The sequence below is a fragment of the Luteimonas aquatica genome (assembly GCF_022662575.1).
GTDB classification, from domain to species: domain Bacteria; phylum Pseudomonadota; class Gammaproteobacteria; order Xanthomonadales; family Xanthomonadaceae; genus Luteimonas; species Luteimonas aquatica.
In genome coordinates this window covers 242332-264580 of sequence record NZ_JALBFU010000003.1, presented here as the reverse complement: position 1 = coordinate 264580, position 22249 = coordinate 242332, and the positions used below count along the sequence as shown (strand labels likewise).

The 22249-nt window shown below is 70.3% G+C and carries 22 protein-coding genes; 14 read left to right on the top strand and 8 right to left on the bottom strand.

Annotated elements, in window-relative coordinates; genetic code table 11:
* Positions 1 to 3: 3 nt before the first annotated feature.
* Positions 4 to 1287, bottom strand: a complete 1284-nt coding sequence (locus MD221_RS10025; protein ID WP_242111496.1) for a glycosyl hydrolase family 28-related protein — start codon at positions 1285 to 1287, stop codon at positions 4 to 6.
* A 114-nt stretch (positions 1288 to 1401) separates the two neighbouring features.
* Between MD221_RS10025 and MD221_RS10020 the strand changes: the two genes are divergently transcribed.
* Positions 1402 to 1851: a nuclear transport factor 2 family protein gene (locus MD221_RS10020; protein WP_242111494.1), complete on the top strand. Its 450-nt coding sequence runs from the start codon at positions 1402 to 1404 to the stop codon at positions 1849 to 1851.
* Positions 1852 to 1925: 74 nt separating this feature from the next.
* Here the strand turns inward: MD221_RS10020 and MD221_RS10015 are convergent, their stop codons facing one another.
* The 5 genes from MD221_RS10015 to MD221_RS09995 all read right to left on the bottom strand — a co-directional run bounded on the left by MD221_RS10015 (position 1926) and on the right by MD221_RS09995 (position 5725).
* Positions 1926 to 2261 carry a YegP family protein gene (locus MD221_RS10015; RefSeq protein WP_242111492.1) on the bottom strand — a complete coding sequence of 112 codons (336 nt, stop codon included), beginning with the start codon at positions 2259 to 2261 and terminating at the stop codon, positions 1926 to 1928.
* 62 nt (positions 2262 to 2323) lie between these two features.
* Positions 2324 to 2521: a hypothetical protein gene (locus MD221_RS10010; RefSeq protein WP_242111490.1), complete on the bottom strand. Its 198-nt coding sequence runs from the start codon at positions 2519 to 2521 to the stop codon at positions 2324 to 2326.
* Between the two features lie 156 nt (positions 2522 to 2677).
* Complete coding sequence (locus tag MD221_RS10005) at positions 2678 to 3643, bottom strand: ribokinase (RefSeq protein WP_242111646.1); 966 nt, start codon at positions 3641 to 3643, stop codon at positions 2678 to 2680.
* Positions 3643 to 4998: a NupC/NupG family nucleoside CNT transporter gene (locus tag MD221_RS10000; protein ID WP_242111488.1), complete on the bottom strand. Its 1356-nt coding sequence runs from the start codon at positions 4996 to 4998 to the stop codon at positions 3643 to 3645. The genes MD221_RS10005 and MD221_RS10000 overlap by 1 nt, the downstream gene beginning before the upstream one ends.
* A 169-nt stretch (positions 4999 to 5167) precedes the next feature.
* Positions 5168 to 5725, bottom strand: a complete 558-nt coding sequence (locus tag MD221_RS09995) for a TMEM165/GDT1 family protein (protein ID WP_242111487.1) — start codon at positions 5723 to 5725, stop codon at positions 5168 to 5170.
* Between the two features lie 407 nt (positions 5726 to 6132).
* On the opposite strand from MD221_RS09995, the gene MD221_RS09990 reads away from it, so the two are divergent.
* The 10 genes from MD221_RS09990 (at position 6133) to MD221_RS09945 (ending at position 16190) form a co-directional block, all read left to right on the top strand.
* A complete protein-coding gene (locus MD221_RS09990; RefSeq protein WP_242111486.1) occupies positions 6133 to 7104 on the top strand; it encodes an aldo/keto reductase in 972 nt (323 codons plus the stop codon).
* Positions 7105 to 7167: 63 nt separating this feature from the next.
* Positions 7168 to 7380, top strand: coding sequence for a hemin uptake protein HemP (hemP, locus tag MD221_RS17635; RefSeq protein WP_425602249.1), 213 nt, complete (start codon positions 7168 to 7170; stop codon positions 7378 to 7380).
* Between the two features lie 255 nt (positions 7381 to 7635).
* Entirely contained in the window at positions 7636 to 9915 is a 2280-nt protein-coding gene (locus MD221_RS09980) for a TonB-dependent hemoglobin/transferrin/lactoferrin family receptor (RefSeq protein WP_242111477.1), read from the top strand.
* A gap of 59 nt (positions 9916 to 9974) precedes the next feature.
* Positions 9975 to 10940: a DUF6607 family protein gene (locus MD221_RS09975; protein ID WP_242111473.1), complete on the top strand. Its 966-nt coding sequence runs from the start codon at positions 9975 to 9977 to the stop codon at positions 10938 to 10940.
* A gap of 128 nt (positions 10941 to 11068) precedes the next feature.
* The gene (locus MD221_RS09970; RefSeq protein WP_242111471.1) at positions 11069 to 12025 is read left to right on the top strand and encodes an SPFH domain-containing protein; all 957 of its coding nucleotides are present in this window, start codon (positions 11069 to 11071) and stop codon (positions 12023 to 12025) included.
* 4 nt (positions 12026 to 12029) lie between these two features.
* Positions 12030 to 12461, top strand: coding sequence for an NfeD family protein (locus tag MD221_RS09965; RefSeq protein ID WP_242111466.1), 432 nt, complete (start codon positions 12030 to 12032; stop codon positions 12459 to 12461).
* 17 nt (positions 12462 to 12478) lie between these two features.
* The gene (locus MD221_RS09960; RefSeq protein ID WP_242111464.1) at positions 12479 to 13147 is read left to right on the top strand and encodes a hypothetical protein; all 669 of its coding nucleotides are present in this window, start codon (positions 12479 to 12481) and stop codon (positions 13145 to 13147) included.
* An 80-nt stretch (positions 13148 to 13227) separates the two neighbouring features.
* Positions 13228 to 14340 (top strand): glycine cleavage system aminomethyltransferase GcvT, encoded by a 1113-nt coding sequence (gene gcvT, locus MD221_RS09955; protein WP_242111462.1) that lies wholly within the window; start codon positions 13228 to 13230, stop codon positions 14338 to 14340.
* A gap of 121 nt (positions 14341 to 14461) precedes the next feature.
* Entirely contained in the window at positions 14462 to 14857 is a 396-nt protein-coding gene (gcvH, locus tag MD221_RS09950) for a glycine cleavage system protein GcvH (RefSeq protein ID WP_242111458.1), read from the top strand.
* Between the two features lie 928 nt (positions 14858 to 15785).
* On the top strand, positions 15786 to 16190 hold the full coding sequence (locus MD221_RS09945) for a hypothetical protein (protein ID WP_242111456.1): 405 nt from the start codon (positions 15786 to 15788) through the stop codon (positions 16188 to 16190).
* Positions 16191 to 16353: 163 nt separating this feature from the next.
* On the opposite strand, the gene MD221_RS09940 is transcribed toward MD221_RS09945, so the two are convergent.
* Positions 16354 to 17766 (bottom strand): serine hydrolase domain-containing protein, encoded by a 1413-nt coding sequence (locus MD221_RS09940; protein WP_486624459.1) that lies wholly within the window; start codon positions 17764 to 17766, stop codon positions 16354 to 16356.
* Positions 17767 to 17851: 85 nt separating this feature from the next.
* Here MD221_RS09940 and MD221_RS09935 point away from each other — a divergent pair, with 85 nt between their 5' ends.
* Positions 17852 to 18445: a LemA family protein gene (locus MD221_RS09935; RefSeq protein ID WP_242111644.1), complete on the top strand. Its 594-nt coding sequence runs from the start codon at positions 17852 to 17854 to the stop codon at positions 18443 to 18445.
* 64 nt (positions 18446 to 18509) lie between these two features.
* Positions 18510 to 20435, top strand: a complete 1926-nt coding sequence (locus tag MD221_RS09930; protein WP_242111454.1) for a M48 family metallopeptidase — start codon at positions 18510 to 18512, stop codon at positions 20433 to 20435.
* Between the two features lie 34 nt (positions 20436 to 20469).
* Here MD221_RS09930 and MD221_RS09925 read toward each other — a convergent pair whose 3' ends face one another.
* Entirely contained in the window at positions 20470 to 21333 is an 864-nt protein-coding gene (locus tag MD221_RS09925; protein ID WP_242111449.1) for a LysR family transcriptional regulator, read from the bottom strand.
* Between the two features lie 100 nt (positions 21334 to 21433).
* On the opposite strand from MD221_RS09925, the gene MD221_RS09920 reads away from it, so the two are divergent.
* Positions 21434 to 22183 (top strand): hypothetical protein, encoded by a 750-nt coding sequence (locus MD221_RS09920; RefSeq protein WP_242111447.1) that lies wholly within the window; start codon positions 21434 to 21436, stop codon positions 22181 to 22183.
* Positions 22184 to 22249: the final 66 nt, after the last annotated feature.

Below are 22249 nucleotides of genomic sequence, written 5' to 3'. Positions count from 1 at the left end.
GGGTCAGGTGACGACGAGGTTGTTCGCCGCGATGCTGCCGCCGGTCGTGTTCAGGAGGACGCCTTTCACGACCGAGTTCCCTGTGGCGATGGTCTTGAAGGCGGCGGTCTCGCCAATGGAATTGGCGTTGACGGTGGAGAGGCAGACATTGTTGCCGATGGTGTTGCCGCGGCTGGATGTCCCGAAAACGATGATGTCGATGCCGTCGTTCTGCTTCATGATGTTGGAAACGATGGAATTGTAGCGGCCGTTCTCGATGCCGATCCCGTAGCCGGAATTTTCCGAGGTCAGCACGTTGTTCCCCGAGATCGAAAACTCGTGGCTGTTGACCAGCGAGATCCCGCCTCGCGGCGACTTCGCCGCACCCACCCAGTTCCCCGTGATGCAGCCGCGCGAGCAGTCGGTGAAAAGCACATGCCATTGGGTGTTTGGCCTGGGAACGTCGATCATGCATCCGATCACGGAGGTGTATTCGTTGTGCGCCACCTGCAGCGTCCCCGTCTCGACGGTGAGGGAGCCGCCGCAGCTGACCAGGGTGCAGTCCTTGATCAGGGTGCCCGCGCTGAAGTTCACGTAGTTGGCGTCGCCGTCCACGAACGCCGCCCAGAGGTTGTTGCGCTCGGAAATGGTCGAGGACAGCCGCATGTTGACGCAGCGCTTGCTGTAGTAGCCGATGTTGTTGGCCCACAGGTGGCAGCCGTCGACGCTGCTCAGCTGCGCGTAGCGGATGTCCACGCCCTTGTCGAAGCCGTTGATGTCCAGGTCGGTCAGGTTCAGGTAGCCGATGCCGCCATTGAGCGCGGGCGCCACGGCATACACGCCGGCCGTGTTCGCCGTCTTCTTCGCGCCGACGCTGACGATCTGCAGGTGGCGGATTTCCACGTTGTTGGTGCCGGGTGCCACCATGAAGCCCGAAACGCCTTCCGGAAACTTGAAGAAGACCGAGCCGCGCGAATGCCCGACGATGGCGACGTTCGAGTTGCTGATCGTCAGCGTCGAGCTGCACGTATAGGTGCCGGGCGGCGCGATGACCACGCCGGCGCCGCCCACCGAATCGATGGCCGCCTGAATCTTAGCGGTGCTGTCGGTCGCGCCTGTGGGATCCGCGCCCGCGTCGTCGACGATATTGATCAGCTTGCCGTTCAAGGCGGCCGTGGCGGCCAGGCTGCTGGCGGGAAGGGCGCCGGCGGCCACGACCGCGGGCGCTGCGGCAAAGAACGAGCGTCTGTCCATGAGGAATTCACCGGAAGGGGCGGGGTATGCCGCCCGGGGCGGGCGGCGACCCATTCTAGGCCGTTCCCGGCGCGCAGGAGCCGCGCCCGGAAATGCCGTCCGAAAACGGCCAGCGCGCGGGATCGCGTGCGGCGATGCTGACGGTGAACAGAGCAACGGAGACTACGGATGTATCAGCTCGCGAGAACCATCGCCGCGCTGTGCGCGATCGGATCGATCCCCTGGCCGGCGTCGGCCGCGTGCCCGAAGGACGCCGCGGCGATCGTCGCGCTCGACCGCGAATACCAGGCGGCGGTGGAGCGCCGCGACGCCGGCGCCATCGAGCGCTTGCTGCCGGAGGATTTCATCCTGGTCACCGGCAAGGGCAGGGTGTACGGCAAGGCCGACCTGCTGGCGGAAGCGCGCGGGGACGAGGTCGTCTACCAGCGCCAGGACGACGCCTCGCATGTGGTGCGCTTCATCGGCGAAACGGCGGTGGTGACCGCGCTGCTGCATGCCAAGGGCACCGAGGCGGGCAAGCCGTTCGACGACCGGCTGTGGTTCAGCGACCTGTACCTGTGCACGGCGGGCGGCTGGCGCTACAGCTTCGCCCAGGCCTCGATTCCCTTGCCGGATTGACGCGCCGCGCGACAAGGCCCGGTTGCCCGGGCCTTGTTCGCCGCGATCGTGGATGATGCGCGAGGCGCCCGGACTCAGGCGCTCTGGTCGTCGACGGTGGCGCCGGGCGCGTTGTCCTTCACCGAGGCGATGCCGCCGTCGCGGCCGCCCTCGTCGGCGTACATTTGGCTGCTGCCGATCACCTGGCCGTTGCTGGCGGTGAGATTGAAGAACAGCTTGCCGTTGCCGGCGGTCTTGCGCTCGAAACGCTTGTCGTCCTGGCTGTTCTTGCGTACCGATTCCACGCCGTTGCTGCACGAGGCCTTGGCGGAGTAGCCCTCGCTGGTGAGGATCACCTGGCCGTTGCCGGCCTTGAGCACGAACTGGAACTCGCCGTTGCCGCGCTTGCTGACCACGAACTTGCCTGCCATCGATCCTGCTCCTAGCGGTGAAAGGGTGGGAATACGCGGGCGGCAGAATAGCGCGGGAACCGTTAAAGAATAGGCAGGCGAGGCCCGGCGCAGGGCGCCCCGGTCGAGGTGTCGGCGGCGACGGCCAGGCCGTACGGCGCCGGACGCAGGCCGTGCGCCTGGCCGCTGGCGAAGAAGGCGATCAGGCCGACCAGGATCGACAGGCCCAGCGCGGCCGCGTGCCTGCGCAGCGGTGCATGGAAGGGGGAATGCGGATGCACGGCGTTTCTCCCGAGGGGCGTACCCGAAGGCGGGGAGGGGAAGCGGTCGTCCGGGCGGACGTCGGCGCTGCCCGGACGCGCACCACCCTACGCCGGCGCGCGGCTACGCGATGCGAAGACGGGAGCCCGGCCCGGCGGGCGTCAGGCGGCAGCGGCTCAGCCGAAGCGCTGTCGCACGTCGGCGTCGATGGGCATCGCCGCGGCGGCGCCTTCGTGTTCGGTCGACAGCGCTGCATAGCGCGAGGCGTAGCGCAGGTGCTGGGCGAACGGCGCCGCCGGCGCGCGCGCCAGCGCGGCGGCGAGGGCGCCGTTGAAGGCATCGCCGGCGCCGGTGGTGTCCACGGCCCGCACCTGTTCGGCCGGCAGCCGGTAGAAGGCGCGCTCGTCGCCGCGCAGGTTGCCCTCGGCGTGCGAGACGAAGCAGCCACTGGCGCCGAGCGTCACCACCACCGTGCCGTCGCCGAGCAGTTCGCGGCACAGCGCATGCAGGCGCGCCTGGTCGAGGGCGGCGATGCCGTCCCCGTCGATGCGCTCGCCGACGTGGCGCGCGATCAGGCCGGCGAACTCGCTCTCGTTGGGCGTCAGCACGTCGCTCAGCGCCAGCAGCTCGCGCGAGATCGCGGCATTGGCCGGCGCCGGATTGAACAGGGTGAGCACGCTCTGCGCGCGCGCGGCCTGCAGCGCGGCGAGGATCGCCTCGTGCGGGGATTCGAGCTGGGTCAGCAGCACGGCGGCGCCCGCCAGCGCGTCGCCTTGCGCGGCGACGTGGTCGGCGGTCAGCTGCGCGTTTGCGCCGGGGCCGATGACGATGCAGTTGCGCCCGTCGGCGTCGACGTAGATGCCGGCGGTGCCGGTGGGCTCGCCGCTCTCCAGCGCGCGCAGGTCGATGTCGTCGCCGGCGGCGAGCGTGCGGGCCAGCTGGCCGCCCGCGTCGGCGCCGAGCGCGCAGACGAAGCTGGTCGCCGCACCCGCGCGGGCGCTGGCGGTGGCCTGGTTGAAGCCCTTGCCGCCGGGGCCGGTGGCGTAGCGGCCGCCCAGGGTCTCGCCGGCGCGCGGCAGCGACGCGCAGGCCCAGACATGGTCGACGTTGAACGATCCCACGACGACGACGCGCGACACGATCAGGAACCCAGGTAGGTGAGCACGCCGGCGATGGTGGCGGTCATGAAGGTGGCCACCGAGCCGCCGAGCACCGCGCGCAGGCCGAAGCGGGCGAGGTCGTGGCGGCGCTCGGGCGCCAGGCCGCCGATGCCGCCGATCTGGATGGCGATCGAGCTGAAGTTGGCGAAGCCGCACAGCGCGTAGGTGGCGATCAGGCCGCCTTCCTTGCTCAGCGCGATGCCGGGGACCTGGCCGTTGACGATCTTGGCCAGCTCCGTGTAGGCGACGAACTCGTTGATCACCACCTTCTGGCCGATCAGCGAGCCGACCGTGGTCGCGTCGGCCCAGGGCGTGCCGATCACCCACGCGATCGGCGCCAGGGCGTAGCCGAGCAGGGTGGCCAGGTTGGTGGGCTTGCCGAGCGCGCCGGCCAGGCCGGTGATCTCGCCCAGCCAGGTCAGCGGCCAGTTGATCAGCGCGATCAGCGCGATGAAGGCGAGCAGCATCGCGCCGATGTTCAGCGCCAGGCGCAGGCCGTCGCCGGCGCCGGCGGCGGCGGCGTCGATCACGTTGCTGGTGGTCTTCTCCACTTCCATCTTCACGGTGCCGCGGGTGAGCGGCTCGCCGGTTTCCGGAATCAGGACCTTCGCCACGACCAGGGTCGCCGGCGCCGCCATGATCGAGGCGGCCAGCAGATGCTTGGCATAGAAGGCCTGTGCCGCCGGATCGCCGCCGCCGAGCATGCCAACGTAGGCGGCGAGCACGCCGCCGGCGATGTGGGCCATGCCGCCGATCATCATCGTGATCAGCTCCGATTCGGTCATCTTCGGGATGTAGGGGCGCACGGTCAGCGGTGCCTCGGTCTGGCCGATGAACACGCTGGCGCAGACGCTGGTGGTTTCCGCGCCGGAGACCTTCATCACCTTGGTGATCGCCCAGGCCATCGCCCGCACCACCAGTTGCATCGCGCCGAGGTGGTAGAGCACGCCCATCAGCGCCGAGAAGAAGATGATCGTCGGCAGCACCTGGAAGGCGAAGATGAAGCCGTACTTGCCCACCGCCCCGGGCGAGGTGTCGCCGGCGGTGTCCGCCAGCGTCTTGCCGAGCACCGGCACGTCCATCAGCGGGCCGAAGATGAAGTTGGAGCCCTCGTTGACGAAGCTCAGCACCTTCACGAAGCCCTGGCCGAGCGAATCGAACACGTCGCGCCCGCCGGGGACCAGCAGCACCAGCGCGGCGAAGCCGATCTGCAGGGCGATGCCGGTGAGCACCAGCTTCCAGTTCACCGCGCGCTTGTCGTTCGAGAACAGCCAGACGATGCCGATCAGCACCGCCAGCCCGAACAATCCGAATCCGATCCGCCCCAAAGCCTCCATCCCGCTCCCCGCCTTCTCTAGAGTCGGCGCAGCCTAGAGCACGGCGCCAGCCGGGGCAACAAATCCGCCCGGCCGCCCCGCGCAGCGGCGCCGGAATCGGGGCGGGAGGCGCGGCGAGGCGGGCGGCGCGCCGATCGCTTCCGTGCGGCGGACGCCGCCCGGGCGTCCGCTATCCGTTCACGAGCACCCATACCCCCAGTGCCAGGAACAGCAGCGCGGCGACGATGCGCGCCGCCTTCAGCGGCAGGCGGTCGGCGAAACGGCTGCCCAGCACCACCACCGGCACGTTGGCCAGCAGCATGCCGAGCGTGGTGCCGACCACCACCTGCCACAGCGGCGAGTATTTCGCGGCCAGCAGCACGGTCGCCACCTGGGTCTTGTCGCCGATCTCGGCCAGGAAGAAGGCGATCGTGGTGGCGACGAAGGCGCCGTGCGGGGGCAGCGCGGACGCGCCCTCGTCGAGTTTGTCGGGCTTCAGCGTCCACAGCGCCACGGCGATGAAGCTGCCGGCGACGAACCAGCGCATCGCGCCGGGCGAGAACCATTGCGTCAGCATCGCGCCCAGCGACCCGGCGAGCGCGTGGTTGAGCATTGTCGAGACCAGGATGCCGGCCACGATCGGCCACGGCCGACGGTAGCGCGCGGCGAGCAGCAGCGCGAGCAGCTGCGTCTTGTCGCCGATCTCGGCGAGGGCGACGGAGAAGGTGGAGACGGTCAGCGCATCCATCGGAGCTCGAAATCGGACCGGGCGCTCGCGCAGGCGAAGGCCGACGGCGCACGGCCCGGTCCGGGAGCGCGCGCGGTCTGCCTTCGGTCTTGCCCGATCGCCACCGCCGCGCCCGAAGCGCGGCAGTGGCATCTCGCGCGCCATGGCCAGGCGATCCGTCGAATCGCAGCCAAGCATGTTGACGCGCGGCCCCGCGCGATGCGCGAGTGGGCTACTCCCCGAGAGGAGGACGCGCATTCTACAAGCCATGCATCGCAAAACGCTAAACTTACCCTGTGCTTCATTGGTTAGCATTCGCTGGGCGAATGCGCCGGGCTCGAAGAGGGTCGGCCCGGATCGGCGCGCCGTCCGCTCCCTCCCGTGCGCGGCGGCGAAGCGCGACCGTCCTATCGGCTTACGGAGTCAACATGGAATACCGTCGTCTGGGTTCGTCGGGTCTGCAGCTCTCGGCGCTGTCGTTCGGGACCTGGGCGACGTTCGGCGACGGCGTCGCCCGCGGCGACGCGCGCAACCTGGTCGCCGCCGCCTGGGACCACGGCATCAACTCCTTCGACCACGCCGAGAACTACGCCTTCGGCGCCGCCGAGCGGCTGATGGGCGACGTGCTCGCCGACCTGCGCCTGCCGCGCGACGGCTACGCGGTCTCGAGCAAGGCCTTCAACGGCGCGGTGGAAGCGCCGCGGCCGCTGCAGCGCGGCCTCTCGCGCAAGCATCTGCACGATGCCTGCCACGCCGCGCTCAAGCGCCTGCGCGTGGACTACCTCGATCTGTTCTATTGCCACTGCCCCGATCCCGAGGTGCCGATTGCCGAAAGCGTGGCGGCGATGGATACGCTGATCCGGCAGGGCAAGGTGCTGTACTGGGGTACCTCCGGCTGGTCGGCGGCGCAGCTGCGCGAGGCCTATGCCGTGGCGCGCGAACACCACCTGCAGCCGCCGACGATGGAGCAGCCGCAGTACAACCTGCTGCACCGCGAGCCGGTGGAGGTCGAGTACGCGCCGTTCTACGAGACCTTCGGCCTCGGCACCACGGTCTGGTCGCCGCTCGCCTCCGGCCTGCTCACCGGCAAGTACAACGCGGGCGTGCCGGCGGACTCGCGGCTGGCCAATCCGCACTACCGCGAGCTGCAGGGCGTGATCCTCGGCGACGCGGCGTCGCGGCGGCTGGAGCGGGCGCGCGCGTTCACGGCGCTGGCCGCGGAGCTGGGCGTGGCGCCGGCGCCGCTGGCCATCGCCTGGTGCCTGCGCAACCCCCACGTGTCCAGCGTGATCCTGGGCGCCAGCCGCATGGAGCAACTGCAGCAGAACCTGGAGGCGCTGACGGTCGGGGCGCGGGTCGACGCGGCAGGGTGGGGCCGGATCGAGGCCGCGATGCGCTGAACGGGCATCTCGGTTGACTTTTAAATGAGAATCATTAGCATCATGACTCCCATCGACGGAGCCATGACGATGCTCGCCGCCCGCCCGCAACTGCACCTCACCCCCATCGCAGCGCAGGAGCCGCGCGCCGCCGAGCGCCAGCCCGCGCCTCAGGAGGCGATCGAGATCGACAGCACCCGCCTGCTGCAGGGCCAGCGCGAACTGCGCATCCGCCACGGCAACGAGTACTACCGCCTGCGCCACACGCGCAACGACAAGCTCATCCTGACTAAGTAATGCAGCGAGGCGCGCGCTCGGCCTTCCGCCGGCGCCGCGCATTCCCCGGCGCCGCGCGCAACGGCGTGGCGCCTGCTTCGTGATACCCGGCCCGGCGCCGCGCCGGCGTCGGCGTTCAGGCGGGGAGCCGAACGCCGCGATGGCTCACCGCCCTGTTGCCGGTCCGCTTTCCCCATCCGCCCTTTCCAGGCTGCCACGTCGCCGGCTCGTCCGGATGCTAGCTCGCCCCGTTTCCTCCACGTGAGCTTTCCATCCATGCGCCTGCATCCTCTTTCCCTGGCCCTGTGCCTGGCATTGCCCTCCATCGCCCTGGCCGAGGAGGCCCCCGAGCCCGGACAGACCGCCGAGCTGACCCGCGTCGTGGTCAGCGCCACGCGCACCGAACGCGTCATCGCCGACGTGCCCAACACGGTCGACGTCATCGACCGCGCGCGCATGGACGAGACCCTCACGCGCGACCTGAAGGACCTGTTCCGCTACGAGCCGGGCATCAGCGTCACCTCCAGCTTCGGCCGCTTCGGCCTCGGCGACATCCGCGTCCGTGGCCTGGGCGGCAACCGCGTGCGCATCCAGACCGATGGCATCCCGGTCTCGGACGCGTTCTCCATCGGCAGCTTCTCCAACGCCAACCGCAACTTCGTCGACCTCGACACGCTCAAGCGCGTGGAAGTGGTGCGCGGGCCGACCAGCTCGCTGTACGGCTCGGACGCCCTGGGCGGCGTGGTCTCCTTCGTCACCAAGGATCCGTCCGACTACCTGGGCGAGGGCAAGGACAGCTACTTCGGCCTGAAGTTCGGCTACGAAAGCAGCTGGAGCGGACTGTTCGCCGGCGCCACCGCGGCGGCGCGCCTTAGCGAGCGCTGGTCGGCGATGGTCGCGGTCGACCATCGCCAGGGCAAGGAGACCGAGAACATGGGGCGCGTCGGCGGCGAAGGCGCCGCGCGCACCCGGACCGACCCGCAGGACCGCGACGGCCGCAGCCTGCTGACCAAGCTGGTGTACGAACCGAGCGCGACGCAGCGCTTCAAGCTGACCGTGGAAGGCAACGAGGACAGCGCCGACACCGATCTGCTCAGCATGCGCGGCCGGCAGGCATCCACCGGCGCGACCAACCGCCTGGTGACCGGCGACGATCACCAGACGCGCGCCCGCGTATCGTTGGCGCACGAGATGGACGAGGTCGGCGCCTGGTTCGCCGACAGCCTGGACTGGCAGGTCTACCGCCAGGACAGCGAGACCACCCAGGACACGATGGAGGTGCGCCGCACGTCGCGCGGCGTCAACGAGCGGCGCGAGCGCCAGTTCAACTTCGACCAGCGCCTGTACGGCGTGCAGGCCAATTTCCACAAGGAGTTCGAGACCGGCGGCGCGCGCCACACGCTCAGCTACGGCCTGGACGTCTCCCGCGCCGAGACCCGGCAGAAGCGCGACGGCCTGGTCTACAACCTCGACAGCGGCGCGGTGAGCAACGCGATGCTGCCGGACGTGTTCCCGGTGCGCGATTTCCCGATCAGCAGGACCACCAACGCGGCGCTGTACGTGCAGGACGAGATCGCGCTGGCCGACGACCGCCTGCGCCTGATCCCGGCCGTGCGCGTGGACCGCTACGAGCTGAAGCCGCGAGCGGACGCGATCTTCCGCGAGGACAACCCCGGCCTGGAGATCGCGGACCTGCGCAAGACCAGCGTGTCGCCGAAGCTGGGCGCGGTCTGGCATTTCGCCGGGCAATGGTCGCTGTTCGGCGGCTACTCGCGCGGCTTCCGCTCGCCGCCCTACAACGACGTCAACATCGGCTTCACCAACCGGATGTTCGGCTACACGGCGATCCCCAATCCCGACCTCAAGCCGGAGACCAGCAACGGCTACGAGGCCGGCCTGCGCTTCGTCGGCCCGGCGCTCTCGGCCAGCCTGTCGACCTACTACAACACCTATCGCGACTTCATCGACTCGACCCGCTTCATCGGCTTCAACGCCGAAGGCCTGCAGGTCTTCCAGTCGCAGAACATCGACGACGTGCGCATCTACGGCGTCGAACTGAAGTCCTCCGTGGATCTGGCCGCGCTGTCGGATGCCTGGAGCGGATGGTCGCTGCGCGGCGCCGTCGCCTGGTCGCGCGGCAAGGGCCGCGGCGCCGAGGCGGTCGAGGTGGCGCCCGGGGTGATCGAGGACCGGACGGTCACGACCCACCTGGCCAGCGTCGATCCGCTGACCGCGACGCTGGGCGTGGCCTACGACCATGCGGACTGGGGGGCGGAGCTGGCCGGCCGCTTCGTCGGCCGCAAGGACCGCCTGCCGCCCGTGCAGAGCGGCGCGCCGGCGCACTACCGCCAGACCCCGGGATACGCCGTGCTCGACCTGCTGGCCCACTGGGACTTCACGCCTGGCGCCCGTTTCAACGTCGGCGTGTTCAACCTGGCCGACCGCCGCTACTTCGACGCCGGCGACATGCCGCTGGTGACGCCCGGTTCCAATGTGGTGGACCGCTTCACCTCGCCCGGCCGCAACGTCTCGATGAGCCTGGCGCTGGAATGGTAAGCGCGCCCGGCGAACGTCTCCCCAGAACACCTCCGTCCAGTCCCAAGAAGAGAAACCGCATGAAACCGCAAATGGCAGCCGTGCTGACCCTCTCGGCACTCGCAACCGGCATCGCGGCCGCGCAAGGCCCCGCATCCGCCGGCGCGGCGCACCCCGCCGCCGACCGCACGCGCGACCACGCTTCGATCCTGGCCATGCAGGGCGAGTACATCGTCGACTTCGCCTTCGACGAGACCGTGCTGCTGCAGCCCGGCTACGAGCGCCATCCGGCGATGCGCAGCGGCGGCAACGAGACGGTGATCGTGGTGGAGGACACCCCGGCCAGGGTGGTGCTGCAGCACATCCTGGTGGACGAGAAGAGCGGCCACGTCACCAAGCACTGGCGCCAGGATTGGGTGTACGAGGCGCCGAACCGCTTCGAGTTCAGCGCCGACCAGACCTGGACCGTGCGTGCGCTGCCGGCCGAGCAGACCCGCGGCGCCTGGACGCAGTGCGTGTTCGAGGTGAGCGACGCGCCGCGCTACTGCGGCACCGGCCGCTGGACCTACGACAACGGCATCCCCACCTGGACCGGCGATCCGAGCTGGCGGCCGCTGCCGCGCCGCGAATACACCAAGCGCAGCGACTACAACGCGATCTCGGCCGTCAACCGGCACACCATCACGCCCGCCGGCTGGACCCACGAGCAGTTCAACACCAAGGTGCGGCGCGAGGCGGACGGCAGGCAGATCGAGCTGGCCCGCGAGTTCGGCTTCAACGACTACCAGAAGACCAAGGACGTCGACTTCAAGCCGGCCTACGCCTATTGGGAGGCCACCCGCGACTACTGGGCGAAGGTGCGCGCGCGCTGGGACGGGTTGCTGTCGAAGCCGCCGGGCCTGCGCCTGAAGACCAAGATCGACGGCATGGCGATGATCATCCCGCTGTTCGGCCAGGCCGAAGACCTCCAGGCCGGCAAGCCGGTCTCCGACGGCGACATCGACCGGGTGTTCGCCAAGTGGGTGGAGCCGGCAGGGGGACGCTGAGCGCCGGGCCGCCGCCCGCCCTGGCATCCGCCGCCGCGCCCGCCGCCGGCGCCGCGTCCGGCCGCGGCACGGTCCGGGCGTCCGCCCGCGCCTATACTGGCGGCATTCAAGGAGAGGGGAGAGACGCGATGTCCGCTGGATTCCTGCTTGCCGTCGTCGTGGTGTTCGCCGCGGTGATCTTCCTGGCGAAGATGCTGCGCATGGTGCCGCAAGGCTACGAATGGACGGTGGAGCGCTTCGGCAAGTACACCCACACGCTCGACCCGGGGCTGCACGTGCTGATCCCGGTCTACCAGAGCGTCGGGCGCAAGATCAACATGATGGAACAGGTGATGGACGTGCCCAGCCAGGACGTGATCACCAAGGACAACGCCGTGGTCAAGGTCGACGGCGTGGTCTATTTCCAGGTGCTGGACGCCGCCAAGGCCGCCTACGAGGTGGCGCAGCTGGAGGTGGCCGTCCTCAACCTGGTGATGACCAACATCCGCACGGCGATCGGCTCGCTCGATCTCGACGAGTCGCTGTCCAAGCGCGACGAGATCAACGCCAAGGTGCTGGTCGCCGTGGACGCGGCGACCCACCCCTGGGGCCTGAAGGTCAACCGCATCGAGCTGAAGGACATCCAGCCGCCGCGCGACCTGGTCGATTCGATGGCGCGGCAGATGAAGGCCGAGCGCGAGAAGCGCGCCAACATCCTCGAGGCCGAGGGCCATCGCCAGGCCGAGATCCTGCGCGCCGAGGGCGAGAAGCAGGCGGCGATCCTGGAGGCCGAAGGCAAGCGCGAGGCCGCCTTCCGCGAGGCCGAGGCGCGCGAGCGCCTGGCCGAGGCCGAGGCCAAGGCGACGCAGCTGGTCTCCGACGCCATCGCCGGCGGCAACGTCAACGCCATCAACTATTTCGTGGCGCAGAAGTACATCGAGGCCTTCAAGGCGCTGGCCGAGGCGCCCAACCAGAAGTTCGTGATGATGCCGATGGAGTCGACCTCCATCATCGGCGCGCTCGGCGGCATCGCCGAGCTGACCAAGGAGACCCTGCAGCGGTCCCCGGCCGCCGCGCCGCCGCTGCCCACGCGCATGGGAGGCTGAGGCCATGCCCTGGATCGTCTACGCCTGGGCGGGACTGGCGCTGCTGCTGATCGCGGCGGAGACCTTCGCGCCCGGCGCGTTCCTGCTGTGGCTGGGTTTCGCCGCCGGGGTGATGTTCCTGGTGACGCTGCTGTTCCCCGGCATGCCGCTGCTGGGGCAGGCGGTGCTGTTCGCCGCGCTGAGCTTCTTCTTCGTCGCCGTCTGCCGGCGCTGGTTCCGCGGCGGCGGCCGCGCTTCCGACCAGCCGGCGTTGAACCGGCGCGCCGCCGCGCTGATCGGCCGGGTGGTGCCGCTGGAGCGCGCGATCGAACAGGGGCGGGGCAGGGTGCAGATCGCCGACGCCTACTGGGACGTGGCCGGCGCCGATCTTCCGGGCGGCGCCATGGTCAGGATCGTCGCCGTCGACGGCATGACGCTGGTGGTGGAGCCGGCGTGAACGGCGCGGCAGCGCGCATGCGGCGGTTCGCATGCGCCGCGCTCCTGGCATGCCTGGCGTCGCCGCCGTTCGCGGCGCCCGCGGCCGAGGTGCCGTACAAGGACCTGGCGCGCATCGCGCTGCTGCTGCGCGAGGTGGACGAACAGCAGGTCTTCGCGCCGTCGCGCTTCTACGCGCAGCCGAGCGGGCGGGGCGGGAAGCTGCCGGCGGATTTTCGCATCGAGGCCGTCGTCGGCCGCGAGATCGTGCCGCTGCGCGTGGACGCCGACGGCACCCTGCACCTGCCGCTGCGGCAGGACTGGGCGGATGCGGGCGCCAGGCTGCGCGTCAACCAGCCCAAGGGGACGACCACGCTCGGTTACAGCCTGCGCGCGCGGCCGCCGCAGGGCACGCGCATGCGCTATGCGCAGCTGACCGAGGCGGCGCAGGTGATGGAGCGCGGCGTGCGCGAGAAGGCCGGGCCGCTGCGCTTCCTGGCGCCGAAGGTGCGCGCGCTCGGCATCGTGTTCGCGCCGGGCCGCGCCGAGGAGATCGTGCTGCGCCTGACGGACGGGACGGTCAAGCGCTTCCGTACCGCGGCGCACGGCCAGGGCTCGGGCATCGAGTTGCCCTGGCATCCGCAATGGGCGGACGCGCAGGCCACGCTCAGCGCGCCGGCCGTGCGGATCATCCCGCTGATGGAGTAGCCGCGCCGCGGCCGCGGGGCGCAATGCCTTCGCGCGCGGCCTCTGGAATAATGGCGGTCTTTCCCCCGCAGGCCGCGCCGATGTCCCAGAAGACCGTTCTCAATGATGCCCACCGCGCCCTCGGCGCCCGCATGGTCGACTTCGGCGGCTGGGACATGCCGCTCAACTACGGATCGCAGATCGAGGAGCACCACCAGGTGCGCCGCGACGCCGGCATGTTCGACGTCTCGCACATGACCGTGGTCGACCTGCGCGGCGAGCGGGTGCGCGAGTTCCTGCGCCAGTTGGTGTCCAATTCGGTGGACAAGCTCAAGAAGCCCGGCAAGGCGCTCTACACCTGCATGCTGAATGCGCAGGGCGGCGTGATCGACGACCTGATCGTCTACTACCTCGACGAATCCTGGTTCCGCATCGTGGTCAACGCCGCCACCCGCGAGAAGGACCTGGCCTGGATCCTCGCCCAGGCCGCGCCCTTCGGCATCGAGGTGCGCGAGCGCCCCGAGCTGGCGATGATCGCGGTGCAGGGGCCGAACGCGCGCGAGAAGGCGCTCGGGCTGATCGCCGAGGCCGACGGCGAGCGCATCGGCAAGCTCGGCAAGTTCGCCGCCGGGGAAGCGAAGACGCGCGAGGGCATCGAGGTCTTCGTCGCCCGCACCGGCTACACCGGCGAGGACGGGTTCGAGATCATCGTGCCGGAACAGCAGGCCGTCGCCTTGTGGGATGCGCTGCTGGCGGCGGGCGTGAAGCCGGCCGGACTCGGCGCGCGCGATACGCTGCGCCTGGAGGCGGGCATGAACCTCTACGGCCAGGACATGGACGAGAGCGTGTCGCCCTACGAGGCGGCGCTGGCATGGACGATCGCGCTCGACGAGGTCGAACCCGGCACGCCGCGCGCCTTCACCGGGCGCGAGGCGCTGGAGAAGCAGAAGGCCGGCGGCGTGCCGCGGCAGATGATCGGCCTGGTGATGGACGAGAAGGGCGTGCTGCGCCATGGCCAGAAGGTGCTCACCGCCGGCGGCGAGGGCGAGATCCTGTCCGGCACCTTCTCGCCGACCCTGGGCAAGGCGATCGCCTTCGCGCGCGTCCCCGCCGGCGAGACGGGCGAGGTGCGCGTGGACATCCGCGGCAAGGAAGTGCCGGTGCGGGTGGTGAAGTTTCCGTTCGTGCGCGACGGGCAGGCCGTGGCCGGCTAGCGCGCGGCTGTCGCCGGCGCCGCGCCGGCCGACCGGCTTCACGCCGCGTCTGACAGCGCCGATTCCCTTCGCTTAAACTACCGACCACCTTCCCCCAGACTCCCCGTTTCCGGAGCCCCCGATGAGCGAGATCCCAGGCGACCTGAAGTTCATGAAATCCCACGAGTGGGCCCGCGTGGAGGGCGATGGCAAAGTCACCATCGGCATTTCCGATCATGCGCAAGGCCTGCTGGGCGACCTGGTCTACGTCGACCTGCCGGGCGTCGGCGACAGCGTCGAGGCGGGCACCGCCTGCGCGGTCGTGGAGTCGGTCAAGGCCGCTTCCGATGTCTACTCGCCGGTCTCCGGCACGGTCACCGCGGTGAACTCGGCGCTGGCCGACAAGCCGGAGACCATCAACGAGGACGCCTACGGCGAGGGCTGGCTGTTCGTGGTCGAGGCGAGCGAGCCCGACCAGCTCAACGAGCTGTTGAACCCGGACGACTACGCCGAGCTGATCGAGGACGACGAGCACTGACGTCCTGCGCACCGGGCCTGGCGCCCGGCAGCTTCCCGACACCGGCCGCCATGTGCGGCCGGTGTCGTTTCCGGCGCCGCGCCGCCGTCCGAACGCGCGGCGCAAGCTCGCGCGAGGGACGCATCGACGTCGTGTCCGGCCGCGATCGCCGCTACCGGAAACCGTCGCTCGATCTCGCCGACGCCGGTCGCGCGCGACGCCGACGCGCTTCGCGAAACGGGTGCGCGCACCCTTCGCGCAGGGGGCGGGAGGCGCCGGAAGTTTGCGCAGTTTTGCGCAAATGGGCTGTTGCGGTGCCGGAAACGCGCCGTCGTCGGCACGGCCACGGACAGGTCCGATACACCTTGTTCGCATCGCCGGCGGCGCTTCGTCGACGCGACGGCGCGGATGCGCCGCGACCTTGCCGCGCGCGATGCATCGCGCAGGAAACCTCTGAAAAAAAGTAGTTTCGCGAAAACGCCTCGACGACGCGGACGCGTCGTCGGCATGTCGGTGCGCGATCCCGGCGCGGCGAAGACGCTTCCGAGTCGGGCGGCGGCCGCGAGTCGCCCGCGAAAAAATTTACGCGGGGGTGTTGACAGTGGAAAAAACCGTGATTAGGTTTCGCCACAACAGACGTTGCCGCCGAAGCGAGTGAGTCAAACTACAACGCAAACGCGCAGTACAAAACAGACCTCTGCCCGGCATTTCATCACGGTGGAATCAGGCGTCGTCTCCCCTGCGAAAACGCGACGTCACCCCAATCCAGTACCTGCGGCGCTGTCCGGCGCCGCAGGTTTTTTATTGCCGCCCGCCGTCGCGGGCGGTGGCAGGAATCCGTTCCGGCGCGCCTGGCGCGTTGGCGGTTGGTCGCGGGTCCGATACCCGTGGCGCTGTTTCACTCTGGGCTGCAGTACCCGATAGTTCCACTGACGAGGAGAGCCATCACATGGCCAAGAAAGCCGCAAAGAAGAAGTCCGCCGCCAAGAAACCGGCGAAGAAAGCCGCTAAGAAAGCCGTCAAGAAGGCAGTGAAGAAGGTCGCCAAGAAGGCTACCCGCAAGGCCGCCAAGAAGACCACCAAGAAGGCTGCCAAGAAGAGGACCGTGAAGAAGGCCGCCAAGAAGGCCGCGAAGCGTCCCGCCAAGAAGGCTGCCAAGAAGACCGCCAAGAAAGCTGCCAAGAAGAAGGTAGCCAAGAAGAAGGTCGCCAAGAAGGCCACCAAGAAGGCCGCCAAGAAAAAGACTGCCAAGAAGAAGGCCGCCAAGAAGAAGGCCCCGAAAAAGGCTGCCAAAAAGAAGGCCAAGCGAGCCGCGTCCGTAGCGATCCCCGCTGCGCCGGCCCCGCTGATGTAAGCCAGACCCGATTAGTCGTAATCAGGAACTCTCTCTCCGCAAGCCCAGGCGGAGAGGGAGTTTTTTATTGCCCGCGCAAAGGCCCGGGCGCCGCTCTCGGAGGAGGGGACCGGGCGGAAGGGACGGGAAGGGGCGGGCGGCGCGGCACGCGGCCGCGACGCCGTCAGTCCGGCTGCGCGTTGGCCGAGGTGGCTTCCGGTCCGCCCTGGACGGGCGCCTGGCGCAGGTCGGTGGTGCCGGGCGCGGCCGGTTGCGCGCCGTTGGCATAGAGCAGTTCGTACGAGGGGTCGACGTCGAGCCAGCGTTGCGCCGGCAGGCCGATGGCGCGGTCGAGGATGGTCGGCAGCAGGCCGGAAGGCAGGCTGCTCTCGCTGTTCCACAGGATCACCACGCCGAGGTCGCGCTCGGGCAGCAGCGCCGCCATGCCGCGGTATCCCTGCACCGCGCCGGCATGGAACACCAGGCGATGGCCGGCGTAGTCGTACACGCGCCAGCCGATGGCGTAGCCGGCGTCGTACAGGCGCTGACGCCGCCAGGAGCTGGCGCCGCCGCGCATTTCGGTCGGCGTGGAGACCAGCGGCGCGTGCAGGGTGGCCAGCAGCGGCGCGGGCAGCACGTCGGGACGATGGCCGCCCTGGGCCAGCAGCCATTGCGCCATGTCGCTGATGCTGGCATTGACGCCGGCCGCCGGCGCGACGCGGTAGTAGCTCGGCTTGGGCGTGAGCGACATCCAGCCGCCGCCGGCGCGTACGTGCGGCCTGGCCCAGCGCGGGCTGGCCTCGATGCCTTCCAGGCCGTAGCTGGCGTCGTTCATGCCCAGCGGCTTGAAGATGCGGCGACTGACCGCCTCGCTGTAGAACTGGCCGCTGGCGCCGAAGACCACGTCGCCGATCAGGCTGAAGGCGATATTCTGGTAGCCGTAGCATTCGCCGGGCGCGCAGTTCATCGGCGCATAGGCCAGGCGCTGCACCAGCGAGTTGTAGTCGGCGTTGCCTTCCAGGTCGCGGTCGTAGGTGTTGTGGGTGAGGCCGACGCGGTGGCTGAGCACCTCGGCCACGGTGAGCTGGCGGGCGGCGTCGGGATTGGAGAACTGCAGCGCGGGCATGTAGTCGGCCACCCGCGTGTCCCAGCGCAGCGCGCCCTCGTTGACCAGCAGGCCGGTGACGGTGCCGGCGAAGGCCTTCGACAGCGAGGCCAGGCGGAAGACGGTGTGGCTGTCGATGGGCTCGGCGTTGCGCACGTCGGTGATGCCGTAGCCGCGCGCGGTGAGGATGCGTCCGCCCTGCACGATCGCCAGCGCCATGCCTGGCACGCGCTGGTTGGCGACCAGTTCCTGCGCCATCGCCTCGAACACGCGCGCGTCGAAACCGGCGGCCGGTGGCATGCGGTACTCGGGAGGCGGCTGATAGGCGGCGCCGGCGGCGGCCTGGGCGGGCGCGAGGGCGGTGGAGGCGACCGGCTGTGTGTTGAGTCGTTGCGGGGTCTGCGCGGCGGTGCCGAGGGTGATCGGCAGCAGCAGTCCAACCAGGCCGAGGCGCATCGTCCGCCGGCGACGCCGGCTGTTGGGGTCTTTCATCGGGAGGCCTCCCCTGACATATGCTCTGCTGCAGGCGATCATAACGCCTGATTTCAAAATTGCATGAACAAGGGGAGGTTTGATGATTACGGCATTGATCCTGCTGGTGATTGTGATCGGACTCGGCGTCTGGGCGGTGGGGATCTACAACGGCCTGATCACCTCCCGCAACGGCTACAGGAACGCCTTCGCGCAGATCGACGTGCAGCTGCAGCGACGCTTCGACCTGATCCCCAACCTGGTCGAGACCGCCAAGGGCTACCTCCAGCACGAGCGCGAAACGCTGGAGGCGGTGATCGCCGCCCGCGGCGCCGCCGTCGCCGGCCTGTCGGCGGCCAAGGCCAGCCCCGGCGATCCGGCGGCCATGTCCGAGCTGGCGGCCGCGCAGGGCGCGCTCAACGGGGCGCTCGGCCGGCTGCTGGCGGTCTCGGAGGCCTATCCGGACCTGAAGGCCAACCAGAACATGATGCAGCTCACCGAGGAGCTGACCAGCACCGAGAACAAGGTCGCCTTCGCCCGCCAGGCCTACAACGACGCCACGATGGCCTACAACAACAAACGCGAGGTCTTCCCCTCCAGCGTGGTCGCGGGCATGTTCGGCTTCGCGCCGGCGGCGGCGCTGGAGATCCCGGCCGAGCGGCAGGCGCAGGTGCGCGAGGCGCCCAAGGTCCAGTTCTGACAGGCGCGATCGCGAGCGGCGGCCGCAACGCCGCCGCACGCCGCTTCGTCCCCAGCCGGCCGCCATGAACTTCTTCGAACAACAGGCCGCCGCCCGGCGCAGCTCCATGCGCCTGATAGCGCTGTTCGCGCTGGCGATCCTGGGCATCGTCGCGGCGGTCAACGCGGTGGCGCTGGTGCTGCTCGGCGCCGGCCACGCTGGCGGCGTGATCGCCGTCTGCACGGTGCTGACGCTGGCGGTGATCGGCTTCGGCTCGCTGTACCGCATCGCCTCGCTGCGTGGCGGCGGCGCGGTCCTGGCCGCGCAGTTCGGCGGCGTGGCGGTGCCGGAGAACACCGTCGACCCGCAGTTGCGCCGCCTGCGCAACGTGGTCGAGGAAATCGCCATCGCCTCGGGCGTGGCGGTGCCCAAGCTCTTCGTGCTGGAGGAGGAGGCGGCGATCAATGCCTTCGCCGCCGGCTATTCGCCTTCCGACGCGGCCATCGCCGTCACCCGCGGCGCGCTGGAGCGGCTCAACCGCGACGAGCTGCAGGGCGTGATCGCCCACGAGTTCAGCCACATCCTCAACGGCGACATGCGCCTGGGCATCCGCCTGATGGGCGTGCTGTTCGGCATCCTGATGCTCGGCCTGATCGGCCGCAAGGTGCTCCAGCATGGCAGCGGCGGACGGGGGCGCGGCGTCGGGCCGCTGCTGCTGGCGGCGCTGGCGGCGATGGCCATCGGCTACATCGGCCTGTTCTTCGGCCGCATGATCAAGGCCGGCGTCAGCCGCTCGCGCGAGAGCCTGGCCGATGCCTCGGCCGTGCAGTTCACCCGCCAGACCGCCGGCCTGGCCGGCGCCCTGAAGAAGATCGCTGGGCTGCACGAGGGCTCGAAGCTGTCCGATCGCGGCAACGCCGAGGAGGTCAGCCACATGCTGTTCGGCGACGGCGTGGGCTTCGGCGGCCACGCCTTCAGCAAACTGTTCGCCACGCACCCGCCGATCCTGCAGCGCATCCGGGCGCTGGAACCCGGCTTCCGTTCCGAACATCTGGCCGCGCTGCAGGCGCGATGGACGGCGCAGCCGCCGCACGGCCTGGAGGAGGACGTGCGCCTGGGGCTGGTCGGCGCCCAGGCCGCGATTCCGCCGCCGCTGCCGCCGGCGGACGCGCGCCTGGACGTGACGCCGCCGATGGTGGTGGCGCAGGTGGCGCAGCCGCAGGCGGACGACTACCGCCTGGCCGACGCCATCGTCTCCGCGCTGCCCGCCGCGCTGCATGCGCTGGCCCGGCAGCGCGCGTCGGCCATGCCGCTGCTGCTGGCGCTGCTGCTCGATGAGGACGCCGCCATCGCCGGGAAGCAGTTCGGCGAGATCGCCTCGCGCATGGGCGCGGAGGCCGCCGAGGCCGCGCGCGCGCTGCGGCGCGAGCATGTCGCCGGCCTGCATCCGGCGCAGCGTCTGCCGCTGGCGTCGCTGACCTTTCCGCTGCTGCGCCAGCGCCCGCGCCCGGAGCTGGACGCGTTCCTGGACACGGTGCATGCCGCGGTCAACACCGACGGTGAGGTCTCGCTGTTCGAGTACTGCCTGGGCCGGCTGCTGCAGGTGCAGGTGCGCGAGGCGCTCGATCCCGCGCGCTACGTCCGCTTCGGGCGCCGCAAGCCCGGCGGCGTGAAGCAGGAGTTCGCCGCCCTGCTGGCGGTGGTGGCGCGGGCCGGCAATGCCGATGCCGCCGCCGCGCAGCGCGCCTATCTGGCCGGCATGCAGCGCGTGCTGCCGCGCGATCACGTGCCGTACGCGCCCTCGGCCGAGGGCGTGCGCGCGCTCGATCCGGTCTGGGAGGCGCTGGACGCGCTCGATCCGCTGGCCAAGCAGGCGATGGTGGAGTCGGTCACCGCCACCATCGGCCACGACGGACGCGTCTGCGTGGCCGAGGCCGAGTTGCTGCGCACGATCTGCGCGGTCCTGCATTGCCCGCTGCCGCCGATGCTCGGCGAGCCGGTCCGCGCCTAGCGCCGGCGCGGCAGGCGCGATTGGAGACCGGAAGCTAGGCCGAGGCCGCCTGCCGCACCAGCGCCGCGTCCTCGCCCTGCAGCGCCTGCGTGCTGCCGACCAGGTGGATCTGGTTGTGGCACACGCGCCGCTGCAGGTGGTGGATGCGCACCCGCGTGCGGTAGGCGCGTCCGTTGGCCGCGTCGAACGGCACCACCGACCAGCCGCGCCCGCAGGCCACGCTTTCCAGGGCTTCCTCCAGCTCGTCGAAATGGTCCACGCGCCGCCACGGCTGCGGGAGGGCGAGATCGTGGGCCTCGAACCAGCGGAAGAAGACGTAGTCGAATTCCTCGTAGGTGACGAAGGGCAGGGCGGCGATCTCCTGCGGCGCGGGCGCGCGCCGCGCGGCCTTCGGGCCCACCAGCACCAAGGTCTCCTCGGCCAGCGGCGCCGAGGCGATGCCGGCGGTGACCAGCGGGCGATAGCTGACGCCCAGGCCGACGCGGCCGCTCTCCAGCAGCGCGAGCACTTCGTTGGCGGTGCGGAACAGCACCTCGAGCGGGCGCTCGCGCGGCAGTCGCGCCAGCAGGCCCGGCAGCAGGCGGTAGCGGCCGTAGCCGGAGACGCAGGCGATGCGCAGCGGCTCCGGGGTTTCGGCGCCGCCGGCCGCGCCGTCCCAGGCATGCTGCAGGTCGAGGTAGGCGCGCTCGATGGAGGCGGCCAGCGTGCGTCCTTGCGCGGTCAGCGCCAGGCGCCGGCCGGCCTTGCGGAACAGCCGCGCGCCGAGCGCGCGCTCGAGCTGCTGCAGGTCGTAGGTCACCGCCGACGGCGACTTGTGCAGCACCCGCGCGGCCGCGATCACGCCGCCGTGGTTGACCACGGCGCGGAACACCGACAGGCGTCTGAAGTCGGGCGGCATCGCTCCATTCTAGGGGCTTGAACGCTCGCGCGCGGATTTGAAATAGTCGCCGCCCGCCACGGCGCCTAAGCTGCCGCCGACATCGTGACGGGAGACGCACATGCGTGGTTGGACGAGCCTGCTGGCCGCATTGGCCGGCTGCCTGGCGATGGCGGGCGGCGCCCGCGCGCAGTCGCTGCGCGACAGCGGCGATGCCGCGCACCTGTTCGCCTACACCCTCAAACCCGGAATGGAGGCGCGCTTCGACGCCGGCTATCGCCGGCACCTGGCCTGGCACCGCGACAAGCGCGATCCGCTGGTCTGGTACGGCTGGTACGTCGGCGACGGCGCGCGCGCGGGGCTGTTCGTTGACGGCAGTTTCGGCGCGCCCTTCGCCGCGTTCGACCGCCGCGTCGATCCGGCCGGCGACGGCGCCGATGCCGGGCGCAACGTCACGCCCTACGCCGACACCGCCGATCGCGCCAGCTATCGCCTGCGGCGCGAGCTGAGCACGGGGTTTCCGCTGGAACGGTGGACGCCGAGCAAGCGCGTCCAGGTCTTCCACTACACGCTGCGGCCGGGCAGCCGCGCGCGCTTCGAACGCGCCGTGCAGGCCGCGCGCCAGGCGCTGCTGGCCGACCGCGCCGCGCCGCCCTACACCTGGTACGAGAAGGTGGTGGGGGGCGCCGTGCCGCAGTACATGCTGATGGTGGCGCGCGAGGACTGGAAGAGCTACGACGCGCACGACGGCGGGCTGGAGCGGCTGGCCGCCACGCCGGCACTGCAGGACGACCTGGCGGCGTCGGTGGCCGAGGCCAGCGCCGAGACCTGGAGCTACCGCGAGGACCTGAGCCTGATCCCGCAACGATAGGCGCGCCCGCGGACGTCCGCGGCTCGCCGGGCGTTGTACCCTGGACGCTCGCAAACGGACGCGAGG

Coding starts and splice junctions, on each gene's coding strand:
- MD221_RS10025 (WP_242111496.1), bottom strand. CDS start 1,287: ATGGGTCGCCGCCCGCCCCGGGCGGCATACCCCGCCCCTTCCGGTGAA.
- MD221_RS10020 (WP_242111494.1), top strand. CDS start 1,402: ATGTATCAGCTCGCGAGAACCATCGCCGCGCTGTGCGCGATCGGATCG.
- MD221_RS10015 (WP_242111492.1), bottom strand. CDS start 2,261: ATGGCAGGCAAGTTCGTGGTCAGCAAGCGCGGCAACGGCGAGTTCCAG.
- MD221_RS10000 (WP_242111488.1), bottom strand. CDS start 4,998: ATGGAGGCTTTGGGGCGGATCGGATTCGGATTGTTCGGGCTGGCGGTG.
- MD221_RS09995 (WP_242111487.1), bottom strand. CDS start 5,725: ATGGATGCGCTGACCGTCTCCACCTTCTCCGTCGCCCTCGCCGAGATC.
- MD221_RS09990 (WP_242111486.1), top strand. CDS start 6,133: ATGGAATACCGTCGTCTGGGTTCGTCGGGTCTGCAGCTCTCGGCGCTG.
- hemP (WP_425602249.1), top strand. CDS start 7,168: ATGACGATGCTCGCCGCCCGCCCGCAACTGCACCTCACCCCCATCGCA.
- MD221_RS09980 (WP_242111477.1), top strand. CDS start 7,636: ATGCGCCTGCATCCTCTTTCCCTGGCCCTGTGCCTGGCATTGCCCTCC.
- MD221_RS09975 (WP_242111473.1), top strand. CDS start 9,975: ATGAAACCGCAAATGGCAGCCGTGCTGACCCTCTCGGCACTCGCAACC.
- MD221_RS09970 (WP_242111471.1), top strand. CDS start 11,069: ATGTCCGCTGGATTCCTGCTTGCCGTCGTCGTGGTGTTCGCCGCGGTG.
- MD221_RS09965 (WP_242111466.1), top strand. CDS start 12,030: ATGCCCTGGATCGTCTACGCCTGGGCGGGACTGGCGCTGCTGCTGATC.
- MD221_RS09960 (WP_242111464.1), top strand. CDS start 12,479: ATGCGGCGGTTCGCATGCGCCGCGCTCCTGGCATGCCTGGCGTCGCCG.
- gcvT (WP_242111462.1), top strand. CDS start 13,228: ATGTCCCAGAAGACCGTTCTCAATGATGCCCACCGCGCCCTCGGCGCC.
- gcvH (WP_242111458.1), top strand. CDS start 14,462: ATGAGCGAGATCCCAGGCGACCTGAAGTTCATGAAATCCCACGAGTGG.
- MD221_RS09945 (WP_242111456.1), top strand. CDS start 15,786: ATGGCCAAGAAAGCCGCAAAGAAGAAGTCCGCCGCCAAGAAACCGGCG.
- MD221_RS09940 (WP_486624459.1), bottom strand. CDS start 17,766: ATGAAAGACCCCAACAGCCGGCGTCGCCGGCGGACGATGCGCCTCGGC.
- MD221_RS09930 (WP_242111454.1), top strand. CDS start 18,510: ATGAACTTCTTCGAACAACAGGCCGCCGCCCGGCGCAGCTCCATGCGC.
- MD221_RS09925 (WP_242111449.1), bottom strand. CDS start 21,333: ATGCCGCCCGACTTCAGACGCCTGTCGGTGTTCCGCGCCGTGGTCAAC.
- MD221_RS09920 (WP_242111447.1), top strand. CDS start 21,434: ATGCGTGGTTGGACGAGCCTGCTGGCCGCATTGGCCGGCTGCCTGGCG.